Below are 20,334 nucleotides of genomic sequence, written 5' to 3'. Positions count from 1 at the left end.
ATACGTCCGTGGTGAGATCAGGCAAAGCCTATGGATTGCAGGTATTCGCGATTCAGTCTGGCATCGCCTTCCGGATCGGGATCCAGACGCGGATCGCAATCCTGTTCGATGGTGCACCAGCCTTCATAGCCGCTGTCGACAAGCAGTTTGCGAACGGCAGGGAAGTCCACTTCACCGTCGGCGAGATTGCAGAAGATTCCCTGACCGCAGGCATCGTAGAAGCCGGTTCGATTGGCAATGGCTGCCGCCTTGATCTTCGGGTCGGTGGTCTTGAAGTGCACGTAGGTGATGCGCTCCATGTGCCTTTGCATGAAGGCGATGGGGTCGAAGCCTGCATAGGTACAATGACCGGTATCGATGCAGATCTTCAGCAGTTCCGGATCGGTCTCGGCCAGCAGCCGTTCCACTTCGGGTTCGAAATCCATGAAGCCTCCGGCATGTGGGTGGATTTCGGGAATCAGACCGTATTCCTCATAGCCCATCTTCGCGATCGTCATGATGCGGTCGCGATAGGCCTTCCACTCGGCGGTATCCATCTGTTCGGCTTCATCGCCACGCCCGGCAGTGGGGGCTCGGCGCGGTGAAATGGAATCGATCAGCACGAAATGCCTTGCGCCGTGGGCGGTCAGCGCCTTGCAGGTCCTGACCGCACCATCCATCACATCGTCCCATTGGGCAGGATCATGAAAGGCACGGAAAACGACACCGCCGATCAGCGTGAGATCTCGGGCAGCCAGGGCATCGCCCAGTTCGGCAGGGTCTTCGGGCATGTAGCCGACCGGACCCAGCTCGATCCCCGAGTAACCGGCACGGCTGCACTGGTCAAGGACGGTCTGCCAGGCAGGATTGCGTTCGTCTTTGGCGAACTCGACACCCCAGGAGCAGGGGGCATTACCAATTCTTGTACTCATGCGTAGTGGGTTTCCAATGGTTTGCAACCGGTTGCATTTATTGTATTCTGTGTGCTGACAGATCGTCAATACAAGGCGTCCATCCATTTGCCGGGCCCGTAACCCGATAGCGAGCAATGATCATGACTGATGACCGCACAGGCACATCTACCCGACTTACTCTGGCCCAGGCTATCGTTCGCTGGATGGCCAATCAGTACATTGTCATCGACGGTGAGGAGCAGCGTCTGTTCGGCGGTGGGTTCGGCATCTTCGGCCACGGCAATGTCACCTGTCTCGGTGAGGCGCTGTACCAGCACCGCGATGCTCTGCCGCTGTATCGCGGTCAGAACGAGCAAAGCATGGGCTTCGCGGCTGCCGCCTATGCCAAGTATCACTTGCGTCGCCGCATCATGTTCTGTACCGCCTCTGCCGGGCCGGGTACCTCCAATCTGCTGACCTCTGCGGCACTGGCACATGCCAATCGACTGCCCATGCTGATGCTGTGTGGCGACACCTATGTGACGCGCCTGCCTGATCCGGTGCTGCAGCAGATGGAACATTTCAACAACCCGAGCCTGGGGGTCAATGATGCGTTCAAGGCGGTCACACGTTACTGGGATCGTATCGTGCATCCGGCGCAGATCATCCAGAGTCTGCCCAATGCGGTGGCGACGATGCTCGATCCGGCCGATTGCGGGCCAGCCTTTCTGGGCTTGCCACAGGATGTACAGGGCTGGGCGTATGACTATCCGGACAGCTTCTTCGAGCGACGAGTTCATCGCATCCGGCGCGCAACCCCCGATGTGCACGAGCTGGCGGATGCCGTGACGCGTCTCAAGAGTGCCGAGCGCCCACTGATCATCGCCGGTGGCGGGGTGCAGTATTCCGGCGCGGTCAAGGAGCTTGTCGCCTTTGCCGAGACGCACCGCATACCCGTGGTGGAAACCATTGCCGGTCGTGCCAATCTCCAGGCCACCCATCCGCTGAATGCGGGACCAATTGGCGTGACGGGCTCGAACTCTGCCAATACGCTGGCAGAGAAGGCCGATGTGATTCTGGCCGTGGGGACCCGCCTGCAGGATTTCACCACCGGTTCCTGGACAGCGTTCGCACAGGATGCCGATTTCATTGCCGTCAATGCGGGACGTCATGATGCGGGCAAGCACGGCGCATTGTCGGTTGTGGGTGATGCAAGGCTGGCATTGGAGCAACTGTCCGTGCTGATGGGCGGGCATGCCTTTGAACAGTCCTGGGTCGACTTCGCCGCCGAAGAGCGTGAGAAGTGGGATGCCTATGTGGCGGTGAATGTTGCCCATGGCAACCGACCCAACTCCTATGCCCAGGCCATCGGCGTGGTCAATGAGCTGTGCGACCCGCAAGATCGCATCGTTGCTGCCGCCGGTGGTCTGCCGGCTGAAGTGGCGGCCAACTGGCGCACGCTGGATGCCGGTACCGTGGATATAGAGTTCGGTTTTTCCTGCATGGGCTACGAGATAGCCGGTGGCTGGGGGGCCAGAATTGCACAGTCGGAAAAGCAGGCCGACAAGGACACCATCGTCTTCACCGGGGATGGCTCCTACCTGATGATGAATTCGGACATCTATTCCAGCGTGCTGACGGACAAGAAGCTGATCATTCTGGTGCTGGACAACGGTGGCTTTGCCGTCATCAACAAGCTGCAGAACAACACGGGCAACGAGAGCTTCAACAATCTGATTGCCGATACACCAACGGCGGTGGACCCGTTTGCCGTGGATTTCGAAGCGCATGCCCATGCCATGGGCGCAATTGCGGAGACCGTGGAAAACGCCGCCGAACTTGCCGAGGCGTTCAAGCGTGCCAAGGCTGCCAGCAAGACCTCGGTGATCGTCATGAAGGTCGATGCCTATGAAGGCTGGACGACAGAAGGTCATACCTGGTGGGAAGTCGGGACGCCACAAGTCAGTGACAGTGACAGGGTCTTGGAGGCGCACCGGGAAGTGGAGTCGAGCCGCAGCCGGCAGCGACGCGGCGTATGAATGCTCAGAACATGTTGAAGGGCAAGCGCTTTGTCGTACTGGGTCGTGCCGGCATGGACTTCAGTCCCGAACCCGCTGGTACCGCGATCGAGCAGGCAGCGACATTTTCCGCCAGTCTGGGGGGGTCTTCCGCCAACATCTGCGTGGCCATCGGCCGGCACGGCGGTCAGACGTCGCTGGTTACCTGTGTATCCGATGACGCTATCGGTCGCTTCTGTCTGGAGCAGCTGGATCACTACGGGATCGAGCGCCAGCATGTGCGTTCCGTTGGCGGAGAATTCCGCAATTCTCTGGCTGTCTCGGAGAGTCGGCTGGAAGGTCATCAGACGGTCATCTATCGGAATGGTGCAGCAGACTTTCAGATGAGTATGGACGATGTCGAGGCCGTGGACTATTCAGGCTTTTCCGCACTGATCACCACGGGCACGGTATTGGCCGTCGAGCCCTCACGCAGCGCTGCATTCCGCGCCTTCGAACTGGCACGGGAAGCAGGTATTCCACTGATTTTCGATGTGGATTATCGACCGTACAGCTGGGCTTCTGCTGCAGATGCCGCCGAGGTCTACAGCCGCGCCGGCGAACTGTGCGACATCATCATCGGCAATGATGTCGAATTCGGCTTCATGGCCGGCGACCATGAAGGTGGCCTGGACAAGGCGCGGCAGCTGGCCCGCGACGGTGCGGCCATCGTTGTCTACAAGATGGGCGAGCAGGGTGCGATCACTCTGAGCGCCGAGCAGGAAATTCGTACCGGCATCTATCCGGCGGAAGCCCTCAAGCCCACTGGTGCCGGCGACAGTTTCATGGGCGGTTTCATTGCAGCCCTGGCCGATGGCCGTGAGTTGCAGGATGCCGTCTTGAGAGGCTCTGCCTGCGCCTCCATGGTCGTTGCCCGCGTCGGCTGTGCCCCTGCCATGCCAACCACTGCCGAACTGGAAGCCTTTCTGGCCTCGCATCCCGGCCCCACTCTCAGCTGAAGGATACCTCTCATGCATATTGCCCCCTATGACAACCAGAACAAGCCGATTGTCGATATCGATGACGCAACGGTACCGCTGAACTACTTCAACATCATCAAGCTGAAGAAGGACCAGGCCTTCGAATACACGGTGCCAGGCTACGAAACCTGCATCGTGCCAGCCACCGGTACGGTGAACGTCGAGGTGGAAGGCCTGAGTTTCGATGCGCTGGGCAATCGTGGCGTGGATGTCTGGGACGGCGAGCCCGAAGGTGTCTATGTGCCGGTGGGGGCCAGGGTCACGATGTCCTGTGTGTCCGAGACCGCTGAAGTCTTTGTGGCGGGCGCTCGCTACGATCAGGTGCTGGAGCCGTTCGATGTGCGCGTGGCTGAGCTCGACCGGGTGCAGTATGGCTCTGACGATACCAAGACGCATCGCAAGATCAAGCACATCCTCGGACAGAAGCAGCATGACAAGGTCGGGCGTCTGCTGGTCAGCGAGCTGTTTACTGTCGGTCAGGGTGGCTGGTCCGGCTTTCCGTCGCACAAGCACGATACCGATCGTCTGCCGGACGAGACCCGCCACGACGAAACCTACAATTTCCGTTTTCGCCCCAATCATGGATCGGGGGTCCAGATGCTGCAGCGAGTCGACAACGAACCCGGCGATGCGTATCACATCGTGGATGGCTCGACCATCTGTCTGGACAAGGGCTACCACCCATGCGCGGCCCTGCCAGGGTACGAGATGTACTACTTCACCATTCTGGCCGGCCTCTCGCAGCGCTCTCTGGTGCAGTTCTTCCAGCCGACGCATGCCTACCAGATCGAGACCATACCCGGTATCAAGGACATGATCGCGAAGTTCAAGTAATGGCACTGGTCACACTGTCAGAGGTGCTGCAGCCGGCCCTGCGCGATGGACGTGCAGTGGCTGGTCTGGTGACGTTGGGGTGGGAGGACATGCGCGCCTTTGTCGCTGCGGCGGAAGCCGAGTCCCTGCCCTTGATACTACAAGCCGGTCCCGGCTGCAGGGCGCATACGCCATTGCCGGTGCTGGGAAAGATGCTGACCTGGCTGGCGGAACAGGCATCCGTGCCGGTGGTCGTGCATCTGGACCATGGTTATTCCTTCGAGGAATGCCGTGAAGCCATCGACTGTGGATTCAGTTCGGTCATGTTCGACGGTTCACGCAAGCCACTGGCGCAGAATATCGAGGAGACGGCGGAGATTGCAGAACTGGCACATGCTGCCGGTATTTCCTGTGAAGGGGAGATCGGTTTCGTCGGTTATGCCGATGGTGAGAAATCCGCCGGTACCGACCCTGAAGAGGCCGCCCGCTTCGCGGCCGAGACGGCGGTGGATGCCATGGCGATTTCGGTGGGCAATGTGCATCTGCAACAGGATGCCGGTGGACGACTGGACGAACAGCGCATTCAGGCGATCGAGGCTGTGACCTCGGTTCCACTGGTGATACATGGGGGGTCCGGTGTGCCTGTGGATCAGCGTGCCTCTCTGGCCCGGTCCAGTCACATCTGCAAATACAATATTGGCACCGAGCTGCGGATGGCCTTCGGAGCTGCCTTGCGGCAAGCGGTCAACGCCGACCCCGATCGCTTCGATCGTGTGGCGCTTCTCGCTGAAACGCATGAACCAATGGTGGCGGCAACGCGCAAGGTACTGCGCAGTCTCGGATAATCGAGGCGACTGGCTGGCGTACCGATATCTAGCCTCAATCAGCGCCTTTGGTGCGTGGTACCGCAGGGTGGTTTTTTCATCCGGGTGTTCGACGCTATGAACTGCAGGAGTCGGATTCTCTTCAACCGCGGTGCTGTACACCGGGCACCAGTGCGCGGTAGTAATGCCAGCGCCGTTTCAGGCAGGCGAACGGCAGATCGATGTTCTTGCCCACTTCCACTCGCCTTGCCAGCCACAAGGCAATGCTGAAGGCCAGGATACCGGCGAGCATGTTGCCCATGGCCTGTCCGGCCAGCACCCCGCGGGCACCGAACAGCTGACTGCCGAGGTGGATCAGTGGAATGCCCAGACACAGGTCACGGATGATGTTGCTGATCGTGGCATAACCGGGGTGACGCAGCGCCGTGAACAGCGGGTTGGCCGCCAGCTGCAGGCCGTAGAGCCAGTAACTGATGACGATGAAGGTGCAGTAGAAGCGCAACAGTTCCGCCGCATCGGCTTCCAGTGAAAAGATGTCTACCAGAATATCCTTGAGCAGGAACATGATCACGGCCACCGGAATCACGTAGAGCGTCACGAACAGGCCGCCGGATTGCAGGGTCTGTGTGACTCGTCGGGGCTGGCTGGCACCGACATTCTGTGAGGCGACCGGACCAATGGCTCCCGACAGACCGTAGAGCCCGGCAAATGCCACGGGCGTCATGCGGCCCACGACCGCTGCCGCTGCCACTGCATCGGTCCCGAATCTTGCCATCTGTGTGGTGGCATAGGCCGCGCCCAGCGGACCCGCCAGGTTGGTGATCAGGGAGGGGATGGCAATGCCGCGCAATTGGCGCAGATCGCCGAGCAGCTCGGTGGGTCTGGGGTGCTGGATCAGCTGGTGGCGGCTGACGATGTAATACAGGGCAAGGCCGGCTACCGTGCAGCGAGACAGCACCGAGGCCATCGCGGCGCCGGTCAGATCCAGATCGAATCCGAAGATGAAGATGGGGTCGAGAATGGCGTTGACCAGGCCGGCAATGATGGTTGCCCACATGGCGAGTCGTGCTTCGCCGACAGCCCTGAGCAGTGATGTACCGGCCATGCCGATGCCCAGAATGGGCAGGGAAGCAACCACGATGCGAAAATAGACGACCGCCAGCTCCAGGGTTTCACCGTCGGCGCCCAGCAAGGCGATCAGCTCCCGTGCGAATACCAGGCTCAGCACTGACAGCGGGACGGTCAGGCACAGCCCGAACAGCAATCCATGTGTAGCCAGCCTGGCGGCCTCATCGCGATTGGCTGCACCGATGGCCTGGGCCACGACGGTCGAGGTGGCAATCGACAGGCCGATGCCGATGGCGGCCCCGAAGAACAGGGCGGTACCGGCAAAGCCCACCGCAGCCGCCAGTTCCGGATGACCCAGCAAGGCGATGAAGAAAACATCAACCAGATCGACTGCGAAAATGGCGACCAGGCCGATCGCGGATGTTATCGACAGTCCGCTGACATGCCGGAAAACCGAGCCGTGAGTGTAGCCGGATGCGCGGGTATTCAAGACAGCACGATCTGGCGTTGTTCTCGCCGATTGCCGAGCATCGAATTCACGAAGCCTTCTTGCCTGGCAAGCTCATCCTCTAGTGTGTCGCGATGTGTCTGGGTATGTAGGTGCCACTGCCACTGCGTTCGAACTCGACGGCGATGCGTGGATGGCGCAGCGGCGTGCCGTCCTCGTCGGGCAGCAGGTTCTGTTCCGACACATAAGCCTCGTAAACGGATTCCTCGTTTTCGGCATACAGGTGGTAGAAAGGTTGATCCTTGCGTGGTCGAACCGCTTCCGGAATGGCTTCATACCATTCCTCGGTATTGCCGAATACCGGGTCCACGTCATAGATGACGCCACGAAACGGATAGACACGGTGTCGCACGACCTGACCGATACTGAATTTTGCGTCTCTTATCATGCTGACCAGTTTAACCGGCAAGGCTGCTTTGAGGCTAGAATCCTCACATGAAAACTCTACGCTACGCCATAATCGGCTCCGGAATGATGGGCCATGAGCATTTGAAAAACCTTGCTCTGGTCAGGGATATTCACCAATTGCCATTGTCGGTGGTGGCCATCATCGATCCGGATGATGCCATGCGTGAGTCAGCGCTGGCATTGGCTCGCTCTCTGGGCAATACCGAGGCCATGGCCTACCGTGATCTGGCACAACTGCCTCTCGATCAAGTCGATGCCTTCGTCATCGTGTCGCCCAACTTCACGCATCATGCGATCATCAGCGAACTGTTGCCACTGGGCAAGGCAATCCTGACTGAGAAACCGCTGTGTACCACGGTCGAACACTGTGAGGATCTGCAACAGCAGCTGGAAGGGTTTCCGGCACCGTTCTGGGTGGCCATGGAATATCGATACATGCCGGCCACGGCTCGCTTTCTGGAACGCCTGGCCACCGGTGAGATCGGCAGTATTCGTCTGCTGACCATCAAGGAGCATCGTTACCCGTTTCTGGACAAGGTGGGCGCCTGGAATCGGTTCAGTGACAATACCGGCGGAACGCTGGTGGAGAAATGCTGCCATCACTTCGACCTGATGCGTCTGATGACCGGTGCAGAACCGGTGCGGATCTTCGCCAGTGGCTCGATGGACGTCAATCACCTGGATGAGCGCTACGAAGGACGCACTCCCGATATTCTGGATAATGCACTGGTGATCGTCGATTTCGACAACGGCGCCCGAGGTTCTCTGGAATTGTGCATGTTCGCCGATGGTGCTGAACCTCAGGAACAGCTCACTGCCATTGGAGAGCAGGGCAAACTCGATGCCTTCATTCCGGGTCCGGACCGCTTCTGGCCTGATGCCGGCGAGCGTCATGCGCGGGTGGTGTTCAGTCCTCGTGACCAGAGTCCACCGCAGGTGGATGTGCTTACCCTCGATCCGGCGCTGGCCGCGGCGGGTGATCATCACGGGTCCACCTTCTATCAGCATCATCGCTTTGCACTGGCGGTTCTGACTGGTACACCGGTGGAGGTGACAGCCAGTGATGGCGCCATGGCAGTACGCATGGGTGCAGCCGCCCACGAATCGATCAGCCGTGGTCAGGTCATCAATCTCCAGTCGTGAATCGGTGCGATCTCGACTATTCACAAACACGCAAGCAAGGCAGGTAAAGCATGACAACAATTCCCACTCTGACAGTTGGCGATGGCGGTCAGATGCCGGTCATCGGTCTGGGCCTCTGGAAGATCGATCGCGAGACCGTGGCGGATGCAGTGGTCGAGGCCATACGTGCCGGGTATCGCCATCTGGACAGTGCCTGTGACTACGGTAACGAAAAGCAGGTGGGGGAGGGCATTCGACGGGCCATCGATGAGGGATTGTGTACGCGGGAAGAATTATGGGTGACGTCCAAATTGTGGAATACCTATCATCATCCCGACCATGTGATCATGGCCATGGACCAGACTCTGGAAGATCTGGGCCTGGATTATCTGGATCTGTACCTGATCCATTTTCCCATCGCGCTGGAATTCGTGCCGTTCGAAACCCGTTATCCGCCCGAGTGGGTGCACGACCCGAGCGACGACGTACCGATGCTCAAGCCCGCCAGCGTGCCGCTGCAGGATACCTGGCATGCCATGGAAACTCTGGTGGACAGTGGCCTGACGCGCTACATCGGCGTGTGCAACTATGGCGTGTCTCTGATGCGTGATCTGCTGAACTACGCACGCATTGCGCCTGCCGTACTGCAGGTCGAGTCACACCCCTATCTGACGCAGGCCAATCTGCTGCGGTTCTGCGCTGAAGAGGATATTGCCGTGACGGCCTTTTCACCGCTGGGTGCCCTGTCCTACCTTGAGCTGGACATGGCCAGTCAGAGCGAGTCCGTGCTGCAGCAGCCGAGTGTGATGGCCATTGCCGAACGTCTGGGCAAGACACCCGCGCAGGTGGTGCTGCGCTGGGGCGTGCAGCGGGGTAATGCCATCATTCCGAAGACTTCCAAACCGGAGCGTCTGATCGAGAATGCCGCCATATTCGATTTCGAGCTCAGTGCCTCCGACATGGCAGCGATCAATGCCCTCAACCGGAACCAACGATTCAACGATCCGGGTGTATTCTGTGAGAAGGCATTCAATACATTCTTCCCGATTTACGAGTAGGGGGCTTGCCAGTTACGCCTTTCGCTTCATGTCGTAAACATCGAGGCGGGTCGCGGAACCTGTTCTCGTTCAACACGCCTTTCCATCGTCAGAGGAGATATCCACCGATGAAGACTTCCATTTCACCTGTACGTAGCGCCTTGCTGCGAGCGTGTGCACCGGGTCGCGGCCTGCCATTGCTGATGGCATCTGCTGCCATGACCCTGAGCACGCTGGCACATGCCGACGACACCATTACCATCCTGCACAGCAATGATTTCCACTCGCGGGTGGAACCCATCAGCAAGTACGACAGTCCCTGTTCTGCCGAAGACAATGAGGCGGGTGAGTGCTTTGGTGGTTATGCCCGCATGGTGACGGCTGTGGCGCAAGCCCGTGAGCGTCATCCGGATGCCTTGTTGTTCGATGGTGGTGACCGCTTTCAGGGGTCGCTGTTCTACACCTTCTACAAGGGCAAGGTGGCGGCCGAGATCATGAACACCCTGCAGTACGATGGCATGACGGTGGGTAATCATGAATTCGATGATGGGCCGGTGGTACTGCGTGAGTTCATCGACAACGTCGATTTTCCGGTTGTCATGTCCAATGCCGACGTCAGCCAGGAACCGGCCCTGGCCAACAAGATCATGAAGTCCACCGTGGTGGAGAAAGCCGGGCAGAAGTACGGCATCATCGGTCTGACCCCGCAGGATACCAACGAGCTGGCCAGCCCCGGCAAGAACATCACGTTCTCCGACCCGGTGGCTGCGGTGCAGGCGGAGGTCGATGAACTGACGGCGCAGGGAATCAAGCGCATCGTGGTGCTGTCGCATTCCGGCTACGAAGTCGACAAGCGCGTGGCTGCAGAGACGACGGGTGTCGATGTGATCGTCGGTGGTCACAGCAACACATTCCTGTCCAACACGTCGGACAAGGCGACCGGCCCGTATCCGACCATGGTGGGTGATACGGCCATCGTGCAGGCCTATGCCTATGGCAAGTATCTGGGTGAGCTGGCTGTCACCTTCAATGATGATGGCGAAGTGGTAGAAGCCACGGGTGAGCCGATCACGATTGACGGCAGCATTGACGAGAACGAGGATATTCTGGCTCGCGTTGCCGAACTGGCCGAGCCACTGGACAGTATTCGCAACAAGGTTGTTGCGGCGGCTGATGCGCCGATCGACGGCAACCGTGATGTGTGCCGGGTTCAGGAATGCGAAATGGGCAACCTGATCGCCGATGCCCTGCTGGATCGCGTCAAGGATCAGGGTGTAAGCATTGCCATCATGAATTCCGGTGGGGTACGTGCCTCCATCGATGCCGGTGAAATCACGATGGGTGAAGTGCTGACCGTTCTACCCTTCCAGAACACGCTGGCCACCTTCCAGCTCAGTGGTGCGGATGTTGTTGCAGCACTGGAAAACGGTGTCAGTCAGGTAGAGGAGGTCAAGGGGCGATTTCCGCAAGTGGCGGGATTGAGCTTTACCTGGGATCCATCCGTGCCCGCCAATGAAGGGCGCATCAAGGAGGTCATGGTCGAGGTTGAAGGAGAGATGCAACCCATCGATCCAGAAGCGCTGTATGGCGTGGTGTCCAACAACTATGTTCGAGGTGGTGGTGACGGTTATTCGGTGTTCGCCGAGAATGCCATCAACGCCTACGATTTCGGCCCGAATGTCGAAGACGTGGTATCGGACTATCTGGCCGAGCATGCTCCGTACAAACCCGGTGTACAGAAGCGCATCAGCAAGCTGTAGCTTGTCAGGGCAAGTTGCATCATGAGGCGGCTGTTTCTCGGGGCGTTGCTGAGTCTGTGTGTCAGCGTGGAAGCGTTCGCCACGGAAACGCTGCCTCGAGTGATTTCCATCAATCTGTGTGCCGATCAATTGGTCATGCTGCTGGCCGATCCGGCACAGATACTCGCCTTGTCCCGGCTCAGTCGCGATGAGGCAGGGTCGCGCCTGCATGTGCAGGCGCAGGCCCACCCGCAGGTTCAGCCGATTGCCGAGGATATCCTGCCGCTGGCGCCGGATGTCATCGTGACGGGGCCGTACACCTCGCGCTATACGCTGTCACTGCTGGACGAGCTGGGGCTGAGAGTCGAATCGCTGGAGATTGCCGAATCCGTCGACGCGATGCTGAACAATCTGCGGCGGGTCGGGAAGGTTCTGCAACGCGAGTCCGAAGCCGAACAGCAGATTGCTGTGCTGGAGCAGCGCCTGGCCGCCGTCGATGAGCGCGTGCAGGCGCTGAATCGCATGCAGGAGCACAGCGGTGTCGAGGCACCGCGGGCTGCAGTCTACGATGCCAATGGGTATACGGTCGGACCGAAGTCATTGCGGGGTGAGGCCATGCGCCGTGCCGGCTGGCATAATGTGGCAAGCGATCTGGGCGTCGAATCCTATGGGGTGTTGCAGCTGGAAGACATGATCCGGCTGGCGCCCGAGGCACTGATCGAGTCTCCTTACAGTGAGGGGACCTACTCACGCGGTCAGATGCTGGCCGAGCATCCGGCCTTGCGTCAGTCCGGGCTGGACCCGCTGGTGGTGTCCCTGCCCAGCAACGAGACCATCTGTGCCGGTCCCTGGCTGGTGGATGTCATCGAACACCTGTTGACCGCCAGGGAGCAATTGCTCTCAGACGCCTCTTCATGAGCACTGGTGTTTGCCATGGCTGATGGTGATTCGCCGCGCTGTCTACAGGCGAGTTGTCATTGCGGGGGCGTGCAGTTCGATCTGCTGTTGCCACCGGGCGAGCCTGAAGTCAGGCGCTGCAATTGTTCGCTGTGCCGGCGCAAGGGTGCTGCCATGCTCACGGTGCAGGTCGGCGATCTTCGCATTCTGCGCGGCAGTGACTTGCTGACCCTGTATCAGTGGAATACCGGGGTCGCCAGACATTATTTCTGCCGCCAGTGCGGTATTTATACCCATCACCAGCGTCGACGTGACCCGCTGCAGATTGGCGTCAACGTCGGCTGTCTGGAAGGGGTGGATCCGGATGAGTTCGAAACGGCAGAGGTTCGCAATGGCAGTCTCGACCCCTGAGAGCGCCGGGCCGTTTGACTGGGTTATGCTGTGCACCTTGTCTCAGTCAACTCGAGTTTGAAACGAACAATGGATCTTGGAATCAGTGGCCGCAAGGCCATCGTATGTGCCTCTTCACGCGGTCTGGGAAGAGCCTGTGCCATGTCGCTGGCTGAAGCCGGTGTCAATCTGGTCATCAATGGACGTGACGAGCAGCAACTGGATCTGACCCGCAAGGATCTGGAAGCCTTTGGTGTGGATGTCTCCGTGGTCATGGCGGATGTTTCCACCGAGTCAGGTCAACAGGCCCTGTTCGATGCCTGTCCGGAACCGGATATTCTGGTCAACAACAACGGGGGACCTCCGTTTAGGGACTTTCGCGAGATCGATCGTGAGGCGATGCTGACGGGCGTTACCATGAACATGGTGACTCCGCTGGAACTGATCCGGCATTGTGTGGATGGCATGGGCGAGCGAGGTTGGGGTCGCATTGTCAACATCACGTCATCGTCGGTGGTGTCACCCATTCCGGGTCTGGATTTGTCCAGTGGTGCTCGGGCTGGTCTGACGTCCTTTCTGGCCGGTGTATCCCGCTCGGTAGCACCTACCGGTGTCACCATCAACCAGATCATGCCGGGTGCCTTCGATACGGATCGGCTGCGCGGTGGCTTCAAGGTTGCCTCCGAGCGCTCTGGCAAGGCAATCGATGATGTCATCAGCGAACGTGCCGCAGGCATACCCGCAAAGCGCTTTGGCAAACCCGAAGAATTCGGAGCGGCCTGCGCCTTCCTGTGCAGCGAGCATGCAGGCTATATCACCGGTCAGAACCTGCTGATCGATGGCGGCGCCGTCAACAAGGCCTTCTGATTCCCCCGGGTCGGACCACGACTGATCGATCAGTTGTTGATCGATCATCAACCACTCGGGGTCGGACCACATGTGAACGATCAGTCGTTGATCATTCATCAACCACCTGGGGTCGGACCACGGCGAATGGGTGATATCTTGCGCGTCACCATGACAATCCGGTCTTAATTGACGCTTTTTCCGAGCTAAAACGCTGCATTAAAGCCCTTTTTATGACGCGTTCCATCGGGAAATGTGTTTGCAGGCAATGGGTTACGGTGGTCCGACCCGGAGTGTGGTCCGACCCGGAGTGTTAATCGGCACGGTTACATTTTGCGGGGGTTCTATAATCGGGGCTCGTTTTTGGACTATGGAAATTTCCGTGAAATTATCTGGATATCTGATCATCTCCGGTCTTGGAGTCGCGATGAGTCAGGCCTATGCCATGGGTGTCGAGAATGTCTCGGCAGAGGCACTTGGCAGTAACGGTGTGCGAGTGAGCTGGGATGCCTCCGACGGGGCTGATTACTACGATCTCTATCAGGACAGTCGTCGTGTGCAGAGTGGCATTACGGCAACCATGGCTGATGTGTCCGGATTGACGGCGGCCACCGATTATCAGTTCTTCGTGACTGCCTGTGATTCGACTGGCAGTTGCTCGCCGGCGTCGTCACAAGCCAATGTCAGCACGTCTGCAGCTGCCGGCGGTCTGGGAGCATGTATTGAAGGAGCGCTCTCTCCGGTTGTGGAGCTGGAAACCGGTGACGATGGCATGGCTGTCCTGTCGTGGTGTTCCGTGGCCGAGGCCGAAGGCTACAATCTGTTTCTGAATGGCGACTACCTGACGACGGTAGGTGCCGCCACGAATTCCACGGTGGTTGACTACTCCGGTTCCGAGGAATATCAGGTGGCCTGGTATGCCGACGGCTACTACCCACCCAAGTCCGACGTTGCCGGTGATACCGACACACCGGTCGAACCTCCCGTGATAACGGATGAAGACATTCTGGCCGCACTGGATGCCGAGAGCATCGACAATACCGATGATGTGGAAATCTACTTCACCCGGCATGCGGAAAAGATGACGCAGCTGGCCGAACAGGAAGATGGTTCGTTCGTGGAAGTCTGTGGCGAGTCCAAGTGCGCCGAAGTGCTCAATGCCAAAGGGGAATTGCGTGCAGAGTTGCTCGCCAATCTTTTCAGTGAAGCCGGCATCACCCAGCGACTCACCAATGCCTTTTCCAGCCACAAGATCCGGACTCGTCAGACCATCGAGCAGATCACGGCTGAAGCCAATCTGTCCGGGGACATCGACAAGTTCCCTGATGATGGGATTCAGGAATACCCGGTGAGCAATGGTGACGGCACCGCCGATGCAACCGAACTCGACCCGGAAAGCACGACACCTTCCGAAGCACCGCTAATCGAAGCGCTGCTGAGCCTGCCTGCCGGCAGTGTCGCGCTGGTAGCCGGCCACAGCGGCACCCTGTATGACATCATGGCCGGCATCGGCCTGACGGATGTCTGCCTGGAGGAGACTGTGGATACCTGCAACACGCACCGCTATCCGATCGATGAAGATGTCAAGGTGAGGGACTTCGGTGACATCTGGAAAGTGACCTTGCAGGATGGTGTGGCGAACTTCGCCTATCGGGTCAATCTGCAACCCAGAGAGCTGCAGCTGCAGGATCTGGCGCAGTAGGCGCTTCATTTGCGCCGGACTGCCCATGGTGCATCCGGCGCAATGTGAACGTATTGGCAATCGCCTGTCGACAGTCGTGCATCGCCCACAGAAACCCGGGCCGATACTCGCCTGATCAAGTTTCGTGCCGTTAGTGTTTTCGTGGCCTGAGTCAATGCTCTTTCAGGCCGCTGTACACGCATAACAAGAGGCGCGGTAGATGATCAAGCGCACGGGATACCTATTATCGGTGACAGGGATGTCACTGGCTTTCTTCGTATCCATTCAGCCACTGTGGGCCGATTCGAATCGGCACGAGAGAGCATCGCCATCTGTCATTGCGGCAACGGCCGAACTGCTGGAGTCGAGCGGCATGAGCGAGCAATTGCAGAGCCTGCCGACAGCCGTCATTGCCAGTTTTGAACAATCCATCCGTTCCGGTGGGCTGGACCTGCCATTCGTGGAGCAGGATATTCCCTATCTGAAGTCGACGCTGTCCAGCGCCTTCAACAGCGAACGATTGCAGCATGCCGTGCAGGAACAGTTGTACGCTGAACTGGACGAGCAACAGCTGGGCAATCTGCTGCGATTCTATCGGAGTGCACCGGGCCGGGAGATCCGCGAGGCGGAGATCAGCAATTCGATTCTTCTGCATCGCGAGCGATTCACCCTCTGGCACCAATCCAGTGGCCTGCGCAGTCTGACTGAAGCACGTCAGCTTGCCATTCAGGCGCTCGAGCGCGCGCTGCAGGCAAGCGAAGCGGCTGTTGACACTCTGATCAGTATGCAGGTGGCTCTGCAGCTGGGCCTGACGCCCGCCTTGCCGGTCGAACAGCGACGCAGTGCCAGACAGTTGATCGATACGGCCCAGGCGCAGAGGCCTGTACTGACGCGAGCTTATCAAGAGAGTTCGCTCGAAACCATCGCCTTTCTGTACCAGCAACAGTCACTGGACACTCTCAGGGCCTTTACCGATATCCTCGAGACAGACGCGGGGCAGCGTTATGTGCAGGCGGTCAATCGTGGCCTGAGCCACGGTATGCTGGATGCCGCTGAAACGCTGGGCAAATCCATGCAGTCACTGCTGATCCGGCGTCTGGGTCAGGGCGTCTGACAGACGCGGCTGTCCAGCCTGCAAGTCGAGACCTGTTGGCAGATCATTCGGTCTCGCGTGGTGGCAGCCCCGTGTGCTGTGACAGGATCCGGCCCTTGCGAACCTTGCCGGCGGCACCACGCCCGCGATTTCTCTCGAGTGGCGTACTGTTCTTGCTCCGCGCATTCCGATAGCCATCGCCCTTGGGCTGATAGGTCGGAATCAGATGCTGCTTGCCATTGCCGATGAGATCGCTGCGCCCCATGGCCCGCAGGGCATCACGCAGCAGGGGCCAGTTCTTCGGATCGTGGTAGCGAAGAAAGGCCTTGTGCAGTTTGCGCTGCGTGCCTGACTTGGCAATCGGCACGTCTCCTCCGTCGCGACGGACGCGCTTCAAGGGGTTCTTGCCCGTGTGATACATGGTAGTTGCCGTTGCCATGGGCGAAGGGTAGAAATTCTGTACCTGATCAGCCCGGAAGCCGTAGCGCTTGAGCCACAACGCCAGATTCATCATGTCGGTATCCGTGGTGCCCGGGTGCGCCGCGATGAAGTAGGGGATCAGATACTGCTGCTTGCCGGCCTTGCGACTGAACTTCTCGAACAGTTCCTTGAATTCATCATAGGCACCGATGCCCGGTTTCATCATCTTGTCCAGCGGTCCGCGCTCGGTGTGTTCGGGGGCGATCTTCAGATAGCCACCGACATGATGAGTAACCAGTTCTTCGACGTATTCGGGCGACTTGACTGCGAGGTCGTAACGCAGCCCGGAGGCGATCAGGACCTTCTTGACGCCCGGCAGCTCGCGGGCACGCTTGTACAGTTGAATGAGCGAGGAATGGTCGGTGTTCAGGTTCGAACAGATATCGGGGTAGACGCAGGACGGCAGCCGGCAATTGGCCTCGATTTCCCGCGATTTGCAGGCAATGCGATACATGTTGGCAGTTGGTCCACCCAGATCGGAGATGACACCGGTGAATCCCGGTACCTCATCACGTATGGTCTCGATTTCCTTGATGATGGACTCTTCCGAGCGGTTCTGGATGACACGCCCCTCGTGCTCGGTGATCGAACAGAAGGTGCAGCCGCCAAAGCAACCACGCATGATATTGATCGAGAAACGGATCATCTCGTAGGCCGGTATGCGTGCCTTGCCGTACATCGGGTGCGGAACCCGGGCATACGGCTGATCGAAGACGTAGTCCATTTCCTCGGTGGTCAGGGGAATGGGCGGTGGGTTGAGCCACAGTTTCTGGCCGCCCTGGTTCTGCACCAGTGCGCGGGCGTTGCCGGGATTGGTCTCCAGGTGCAACACACGATTGGCATGAGCGTACAGGACCTTGTCATTGCTGACCATGTCGAACGATGGCAGGCGCAGCACCGTCTTGTGCCGTTTCTGCTGGCGAATGGCCTGGCGCTCTTCACGGCTCATGAAATTGAGCACCTGCGTGTTGCCACTGCTCGATACTTGACCGATGACCGCTGATTCATCGCCGGTCACGGGCGCAACCTCCGCTCCGGAGCCATCCTGACAGGGAGCTCCCGCCATCTCGGTGGAACTGTTCTCCGGCACGATGTAGGGGTTGACCGGTTCCTCGATTCGCCCGGGTTTGTCCACCTTGCTTGAATCGATGACGATCCAGTCTTCAGGCAGATCCTCGATCATGTAGGCGGTACCGCGCAAGTCCGTGATGTCCGAGATGGCCTGCCCGGCAGCCAGGCGATGAGCGATATCGACGATGGCGCGCTCGCCATTGCCGTAGACCAGCAGATCGGCCTTGGCGTCGGCCAGAATGGAGTGTCTGACCTTGTCCTGCCAGTAGTCGTAGTGGGCAATCCGGCGCAGGGAAGCCTCGATGCCACCGATGACGATGGGGACATCACGATAGGCTTCACGGCAGCGATGCGAATAGACGATGGAGCTGCGATCGGGACGCTTGCCGCCGATATCGTCCGGTGAGTAGGCATCATCGGAGCGTATCTTGCGATCCGCCGTGTAGCGATTGATCATCGAGTCCATGTTGCCGGCGGTCACGCCAAAGAACAGGTTCGGTGCACCCAGTGCCTCGAATGCCGTCGTATCCTGCCAGTCCGGCTGGGCAATGATACCGACACGAAAGCCATGGGCTTCCAGCAGCCGTCCGACGATAGCCATGCCGAAGCTCGGGTGATCGACATAGGCGTCGCCGGTCACCACGATGATGTCGCAGCTGTCCCAGCCGAGTTCATCCATTTCCGCCCGGGACATGGGCAGAAAGGGCGCACGGCCGTAACACTCCGCCCAGTACGGCGGATAGTCGAAAAGCGGTCGAGCGGGATTGACGGGGAGCCTTGAAGCCATGACACGGATCTGCTGAGCAATTCGCTATGGTACCTGTTTAACCGTAGCGGGTCTGATCGTGTGTCGCAATAGGCCCGTGAAGTGCCGAATGCGGGCGGTTTCCGGCAATGATCGACTCAGCAACGTGCCAATTGCATCCGCAATTGCCGGTGCAATGCCCGAATCCTATCCTGATCGGCGGTCGAACTGCCATTCTGCATCCGTCCATTGGTGTTCTCGATGGTCTCGCTGATGCGCTGCCGGCAACTGGCGCGTTCGTTGACAGCGCGCGTGGCTGCGGCTCTGGCTGCCGAGTCATCAATGGAGGCTGTCGGGGCGGACGGCGCCGCGTAACGGGTCGGTACTGCCGCGCCAACGGCTGGTTCGTCCGCCGCAACGGGCAAGGCCTGTGGCTGCTCGGAATCGGTCCCCGCGCGCTCTGCGATGTTGTCCGATTCACCGCGAGCGGCCTCGCAACCGCCCAGTTGCTGCACGAATTCGAAGGGATAGGTCTCACAACGGCGGACATTGGCTCCGAAAGAGCCTACCTGGCAACGTTCGGTGGCCAGCGTCGCGATGCGGCCGGCGCTGACGGCCTCATTGCCCCGGAATGTGTAGATGTAGCTGATCAGTCCCATCACTTCCGGTGACAGGCTGTCCATGCCACCGTGCGTATCGAACAGGGATTCTGAAGACTCGCCCTGTTTCATGCGGCGTGTGGTGTCAAAGGCCAGTTTGCGGGCGATGCGGCAATCGAGTCCGGCAACGGCCGTGGCGCTGCTTGATATGCGTCGGGTGGATTCATCATGAGCGCAAGGTGCGCTGGTGTAGGTGGTATCCCCCGAGGCACTGACACATTTGAAAATGGCTGCAGTGGCCGGAGTCGACACACTCCCGACCATCTGCAGCGCAAGGATGCCGGCGACGCCGCAAACTCCGCGAACAAGGCGGATCACTCCGCCGAATACGGACGACTGGACGATGGGAGAGGGGTGGCTGTGCGCTGTCATGTGTTGTTGTCGCTGATCCGGCAAGACCGATGGAGGGACTTCTACCGATAGCGGCTCATGATCGAACAAGTTCACCTATCACTGTGCGCCGATTGGCAGCTACCATGCAGACTGGTCAATCATTTGAAGATAAATAACGTGGTCTCACCAATTTCCGATCAAGCTGGCGATGCTGGCGGCCCGCAGCTGCGCTCCGGCGAGGAGCAGCAGCGTCTGCTGGACGACATCACGACGCTGTTCGAACACCGCATCAGTTTCAACGAATTTCTGGGTTTCAGGATACAGCAGCTCGATCCGGGTCCCATTCGCATCGGCTTTCAGATGCGGCCGGAACTCATCGGGCATTACCTGTTCGGGCGGCTGCACGGCGGCGTCATCTCATCCGTGCTGGATGTGACGGGTGGTCTGGCCGTCATGATGGGAATTGCCGGTTTTCACAAGGAGGAGAACAGTGAGCAGATCCTGCAGCGTTTCTCTCGACTGGCGACCATCGATCTGCGGGTCGACTACCTGCGACAGGGCATCGGCAAGGAATTTCTGGCCGAAGCCGAGGTGGTAAGACTGGGGCGGCGCGTCGCTGTGTGCAGCATGCGACTGAGAAACGATGAGCAGACGCTGATAGCAACCGGCAACGCCAACTATATCGTGAGTTGAGTCACGGAAATGAAGGCC

Annotated in this window: 18 protein-coding genes; 13 read left to right on the top strand and 5 right to left on the bottom strand. The window is 59.1% G+C overall.

Features of this window, described 5'->3' with window-relative positions; genetic code table 11:
* Positions 1-17: 17 nt before the first annotated feature.
* Entirely contained in the window at positions 18-911 is an 894-nt protein-coding gene (locus ACUNV4_RS16875; RefSeq protein WP_430879763.1) for a sugar phosphate isomerase/epimerase family protein, read from the bottom strand.
* A gap of 122 nt (positions 912-1,033) precedes the next feature.
* Here ACUNV4_RS16875 and iolD point away from each other — a divergent pair, with 122 nt between their 5' ends.
* The 4 genes from iolD to ACUNV4_RS16855 are packed head-to-tail and all read left to right on the top strand — an operon-like array spanning position 1,034 to position 5,567.
* Positions 1,034-2,911: a 3D-(3,5/4)-trihydroxycyclohexane-1,2-dione acylhydrolase (decyclizing) gene (iolD, locus tag ACUNV4_RS16870; RefSeq protein ID WP_430879762.1), complete on the top strand. Its 1,878-nt coding sequence runs from the start codon at positions 1,034-1,036 to the stop codon at positions 2,909-2,911.
* Complete coding sequence (gene iolC, locus ACUNV4_RS16865; RefSeq protein ID WP_430879761.1) at positions 2,908-3,888, top strand: 5-dehydro-2-deoxygluconokinase; 981 nt, start codon at positions 2,908-2,910, stop codon at positions 3,886-3,888. Before iolD ends, iolC begins: the two co-directional genes overlap by 4 nt.
* A gap of 12 nt (positions 3,889-3,900) precedes the next feature.
* The gene (locus ACUNV4_RS16860) at positions 3,901-4,743 is read left to right on the top strand and encodes a 5-deoxy-glucuronate isomerase (protein ID WP_430879760.1); all 843 of its coding nucleotides are present in this window, start codon (positions 3,901-3,903) and stop codon (positions 4,741-4,743) included.
* Positions 4,743-5,567, top strand: a complete 825-nt coding sequence (locus ACUNV4_RS16855) for a class II fructose-bisphosphate aldolase (protein WP_430879759.1) — start codon at positions 4,743-4,745, stop codon at positions 5,565-5,567. The genes ACUNV4_RS16860 and ACUNV4_RS16855 overlap by 1 nt, the downstream gene beginning before the upstream one ends.
* 121 nt (positions 5,568-5,688) lie before the next feature.
* On the opposite strand, the gene ACUNV4_RS16850 is transcribed toward ACUNV4_RS16855, so the two are convergent.
* Positions 5,689-7,104, bottom strand: a complete 1,416-nt coding sequence (locus tag ACUNV4_RS16850) for an MATE family efflux transporter (protein ID WP_430879758.1) — start codon at positions 7,102-7,104, stop codon at positions 5,689-5,691.
* Between the two features lie 79 nt (positions 7,105-7,183).
* Positions 7,184-7,510: a heat shock protein HspQ gene (gene hspQ / locus ACUNV4_RS16845; protein ID WP_430879757.1), complete on the bottom strand. Its 327-nt coding sequence runs from the start codon at positions 7,508-7,510 to the stop codon at positions 7,184-7,186.
* 47 nt (positions 7,511-7,557) lie between these two features.
* On the opposite strand from hspQ, the gene ACUNV4_RS16840 reads away from it, so the two are divergent.
* The 8 genes from ACUNV4_RS16840 (at position 7,558) to ACUNV4_RS16805 (ending at position 16,356) form a co-directional block, all read left to right on the top strand.
* A complete protein-coding gene (locus ACUNV4_RS16840) occupies positions 7,558-8,673 on the top strand; it encodes a Gfo/Idh/MocA family protein (protein ID WP_430879756.1) in 1,116 nt (371 codons plus the stop codon).
* A gap of 50 nt (positions 8,674-8,723) precedes the next feature.
* Positions 8,724-9,710, top strand: a complete 987-nt coding sequence (locus ACUNV4_RS16835) for an aldo/keto reductase (protein WP_430879755.1) — start codon at positions 8,724-8,726, stop codon at positions 9,708-9,710.
* Positions 9,711-9,817: 107 nt separating this feature from the next.
* Positions 9,818-11,449: a bifunctional metallophosphatase/5'-nucleotidase gene (locus ACUNV4_RS16830; RefSeq protein WP_430879754.1), complete on the top strand. Its 1,632-nt coding sequence runs from the start codon at positions 9,818-9,820 to the stop codon at positions 11,447-11,449.
* A 21-nt stretch (positions 11,450-11,470) separates the two neighbouring features.
* Complete coding sequence (locus tag ACUNV4_RS16825) at positions 11,471-12,346, top strand: ABC transporter substrate-binding protein (protein ID WP_430879753.1); 876 nt, start codon at positions 11,471-11,473, stop codon at positions 12,344-12,346.
* Between the two features lie 15 nt (positions 12,347-12,361).
* Complete coding sequence (locus ACUNV4_RS16820; RefSeq protein ID WP_430879752.1) at positions 12,362-12,736, top strand: GFA family protein; 375 nt, start codon at positions 12,362-12,364, stop codon at positions 12,734-12,736.
* Positions 12,737-12,805: 69 nt separating this feature from the next.
* Entirely contained in the window at positions 12,806-13,582 is a 777-nt protein-coding gene (locus ACUNV4_RS16815; RefSeq protein WP_430879751.1) for an SDR family oxidoreductase, read from the top strand.
* Positions 13,583-13,943: 361 nt separating this feature from the next.
* Positions 13,944-15,263 carry a phosphoglycerate mutase family protein gene (locus tag ACUNV4_RS16810; RefSeq protein WP_430879750.1) on the top strand — a complete coding sequence of 440 codons (1,320 nt, stop codon included), beginning with the start codon at positions 13,944-13,946 and terminating at the stop codon, positions 15,261-15,263.
* A 238-nt stretch (positions 15,264-15,501) separates the two neighbouring features.
* A complete protein-coding gene (locus tag ACUNV4_RS16805) occupies positions 15,502-16,356 on the top strand; it encodes a hypothetical protein (RefSeq protein WP_430879749.1) in 855 nt (284 codons plus the stop codon).
* A gap of 43 nt (positions 16,357-16,399) precedes the next feature.
* On the opposite strand, the gene ACUNV4_RS16800 is transcribed toward ACUNV4_RS16805, so the two are convergent.
* Both ACUNV4_RS16800 and ACUNV4_RS16795 read right to left on the bottom strand, forming a co-directional pair.
* A complete protein-coding gene (locus ACUNV4_RS16800; protein WP_430879748.1) occupies positions 16,400-18,673 on the bottom strand; it encodes a YgiQ family radical SAM protein in 2,274 nt (757 codons plus the stop codon).
* Between the two features lie 116 nt (positions 18,674-18,789).
* Positions 18,790-19,662 carry a hypothetical protein gene (locus ACUNV4_RS16795; protein WP_430879747.1) on the bottom strand — a complete coding sequence of 291 codons (873 nt, stop codon included), beginning with the start codon at positions 19,660-19,662 and terminating at the stop codon, positions 18,790-18,792.
* 138 nt (positions 19,663-19,800) lie between these two features.
* On the opposite strand from ACUNV4_RS16795, the gene ACUNV4_RS16790 reads away from it, so the two are divergent.
* Complete coding sequence (locus ACUNV4_RS16790) at positions 19,801-20,316, top strand: thioesterase family protein (RefSeq protein WP_430879746.1); 516 nt, start codon at positions 19,801-19,803, stop codon at positions 20,314-20,316.
* Positions 20,317-20,334 lie beyond the last annotated feature (18 nt).

The sequence above is a fragment of the Granulosicoccus sp. 3-233 genome (genome assembly GCF_052681095.1).
The sequence above is the reverse complement of the archived record's forward strand: the minus strand, read 5'-3'. Positions and strand labels throughout refer to the sequence as shown.

What these genes read in the sequence shown, in the direction of transcription:
- ACUNV4_RS16875 (WP_430879763.1), bottom strand. Translation starts at nt 911, where the DNA reads ATGAGTACAAGAATTGGTAATGCCCCCTGCTCCTGGGGTGTCGAGTTC.
- iolD (WP_430879762.1), top strand. Translation starts at nt 1,034, where the DNA reads ATGACTGATGACCGCACAGGCACATCTACCCGACTTACTCTGGCCCAG.
- iolC (WP_430879761.1), top strand. Translation starts at nt 2,908, where the DNA reads ATGAATGCTCAGAACATGTTGAAGGGCAAGCGCTTTGTCGTACTGGGT.
- ACUNV4_RS16860 (WP_430879760.1), top strand. Translation starts at nt 3,901, where the DNA reads ATGCATATTGCCCCCTATGACAACCAGAACAAGCCGATTGTCGATATC.
- ACUNV4_RS16855 (WP_430879759.1), top strand. Translation starts at nt 4,743, where the DNA reads ATGGCACTGGTCACACTGTCAGAGGTGCTGCAGCCGGCCCTGCGCGAT.
- hspQ (WP_430879757.1), bottom strand. Translation starts at nt 7,510, where the DNA reads ATGATAAGAGACGCAAAATTCAGTATCGGTCAGGTCGTGCGACACCGT.
- ACUNV4_RS16840 (WP_430879756.1), top strand. Translation starts at nt 7,558, where the DNA reads ATGAAAACTCTACGCTACGCCATAATCGGCTCCGGAATGATGGGCCAT.
- ACUNV4_RS16835 (WP_430879755.1), top strand. Translation starts at nt 8,724, where the DNA reads ATGACAACAATTCCCACTCTGACAGTTGGCGATGGCGGTCAGATGCCG.
- ACUNV4_RS16830 (WP_430879754.1), top strand. Translation starts at nt 9,818, where the DNA reads ATGAAGACTTCCATTTCACCTGTACGTAGCGCCTTGCTGCGAGCGTGT.
- ACUNV4_RS16825 (WP_430879753.1), top strand. Translation starts at nt 11,471, where the DNA reads ATGAGGCGGCTGTTTCTCGGGGCGTTGCTGAGTCTGTGTGTCAGCGTG.
- ACUNV4_RS16820 (WP_430879752.1), top strand. Translation starts at nt 12,362, where the DNA reads ATGGCTGATGGTGATTCGCCGCGCTGTCTACAGGCGAGTTGTCATTGC.
- ACUNV4_RS16815 (WP_430879751.1), top strand. Translation starts at nt 12,806, where the DNA reads ATGGATCTTGGAATCAGTGGCCGCAAGGCCATCGTATGTGCCTCTTCA.
- ACUNV4_RS16805 (WP_430879749.1), top strand. Translation starts at nt 15,502, where the DNA reads ATGTCACTGGCTTTCTTCGTATCCATTCAGCCACTGTGGGCCGATTCG.
- ACUNV4_RS16800 (WP_430879748.1), bottom strand. Translation starts at nt 18,673, where the DNA reads ATGGCTTCAAGGCTCCCCGTCAATCCCGCTCGACCGCTTTTCGACTAT.
- ACUNV4_RS16795 (WP_430879747.1), bottom strand. Translation starts at nt 19,662, where the DNA reads ATGACAGCGCACAGCCACCCCTCTCCCATCGTCCAGTCGTCCGTATTC.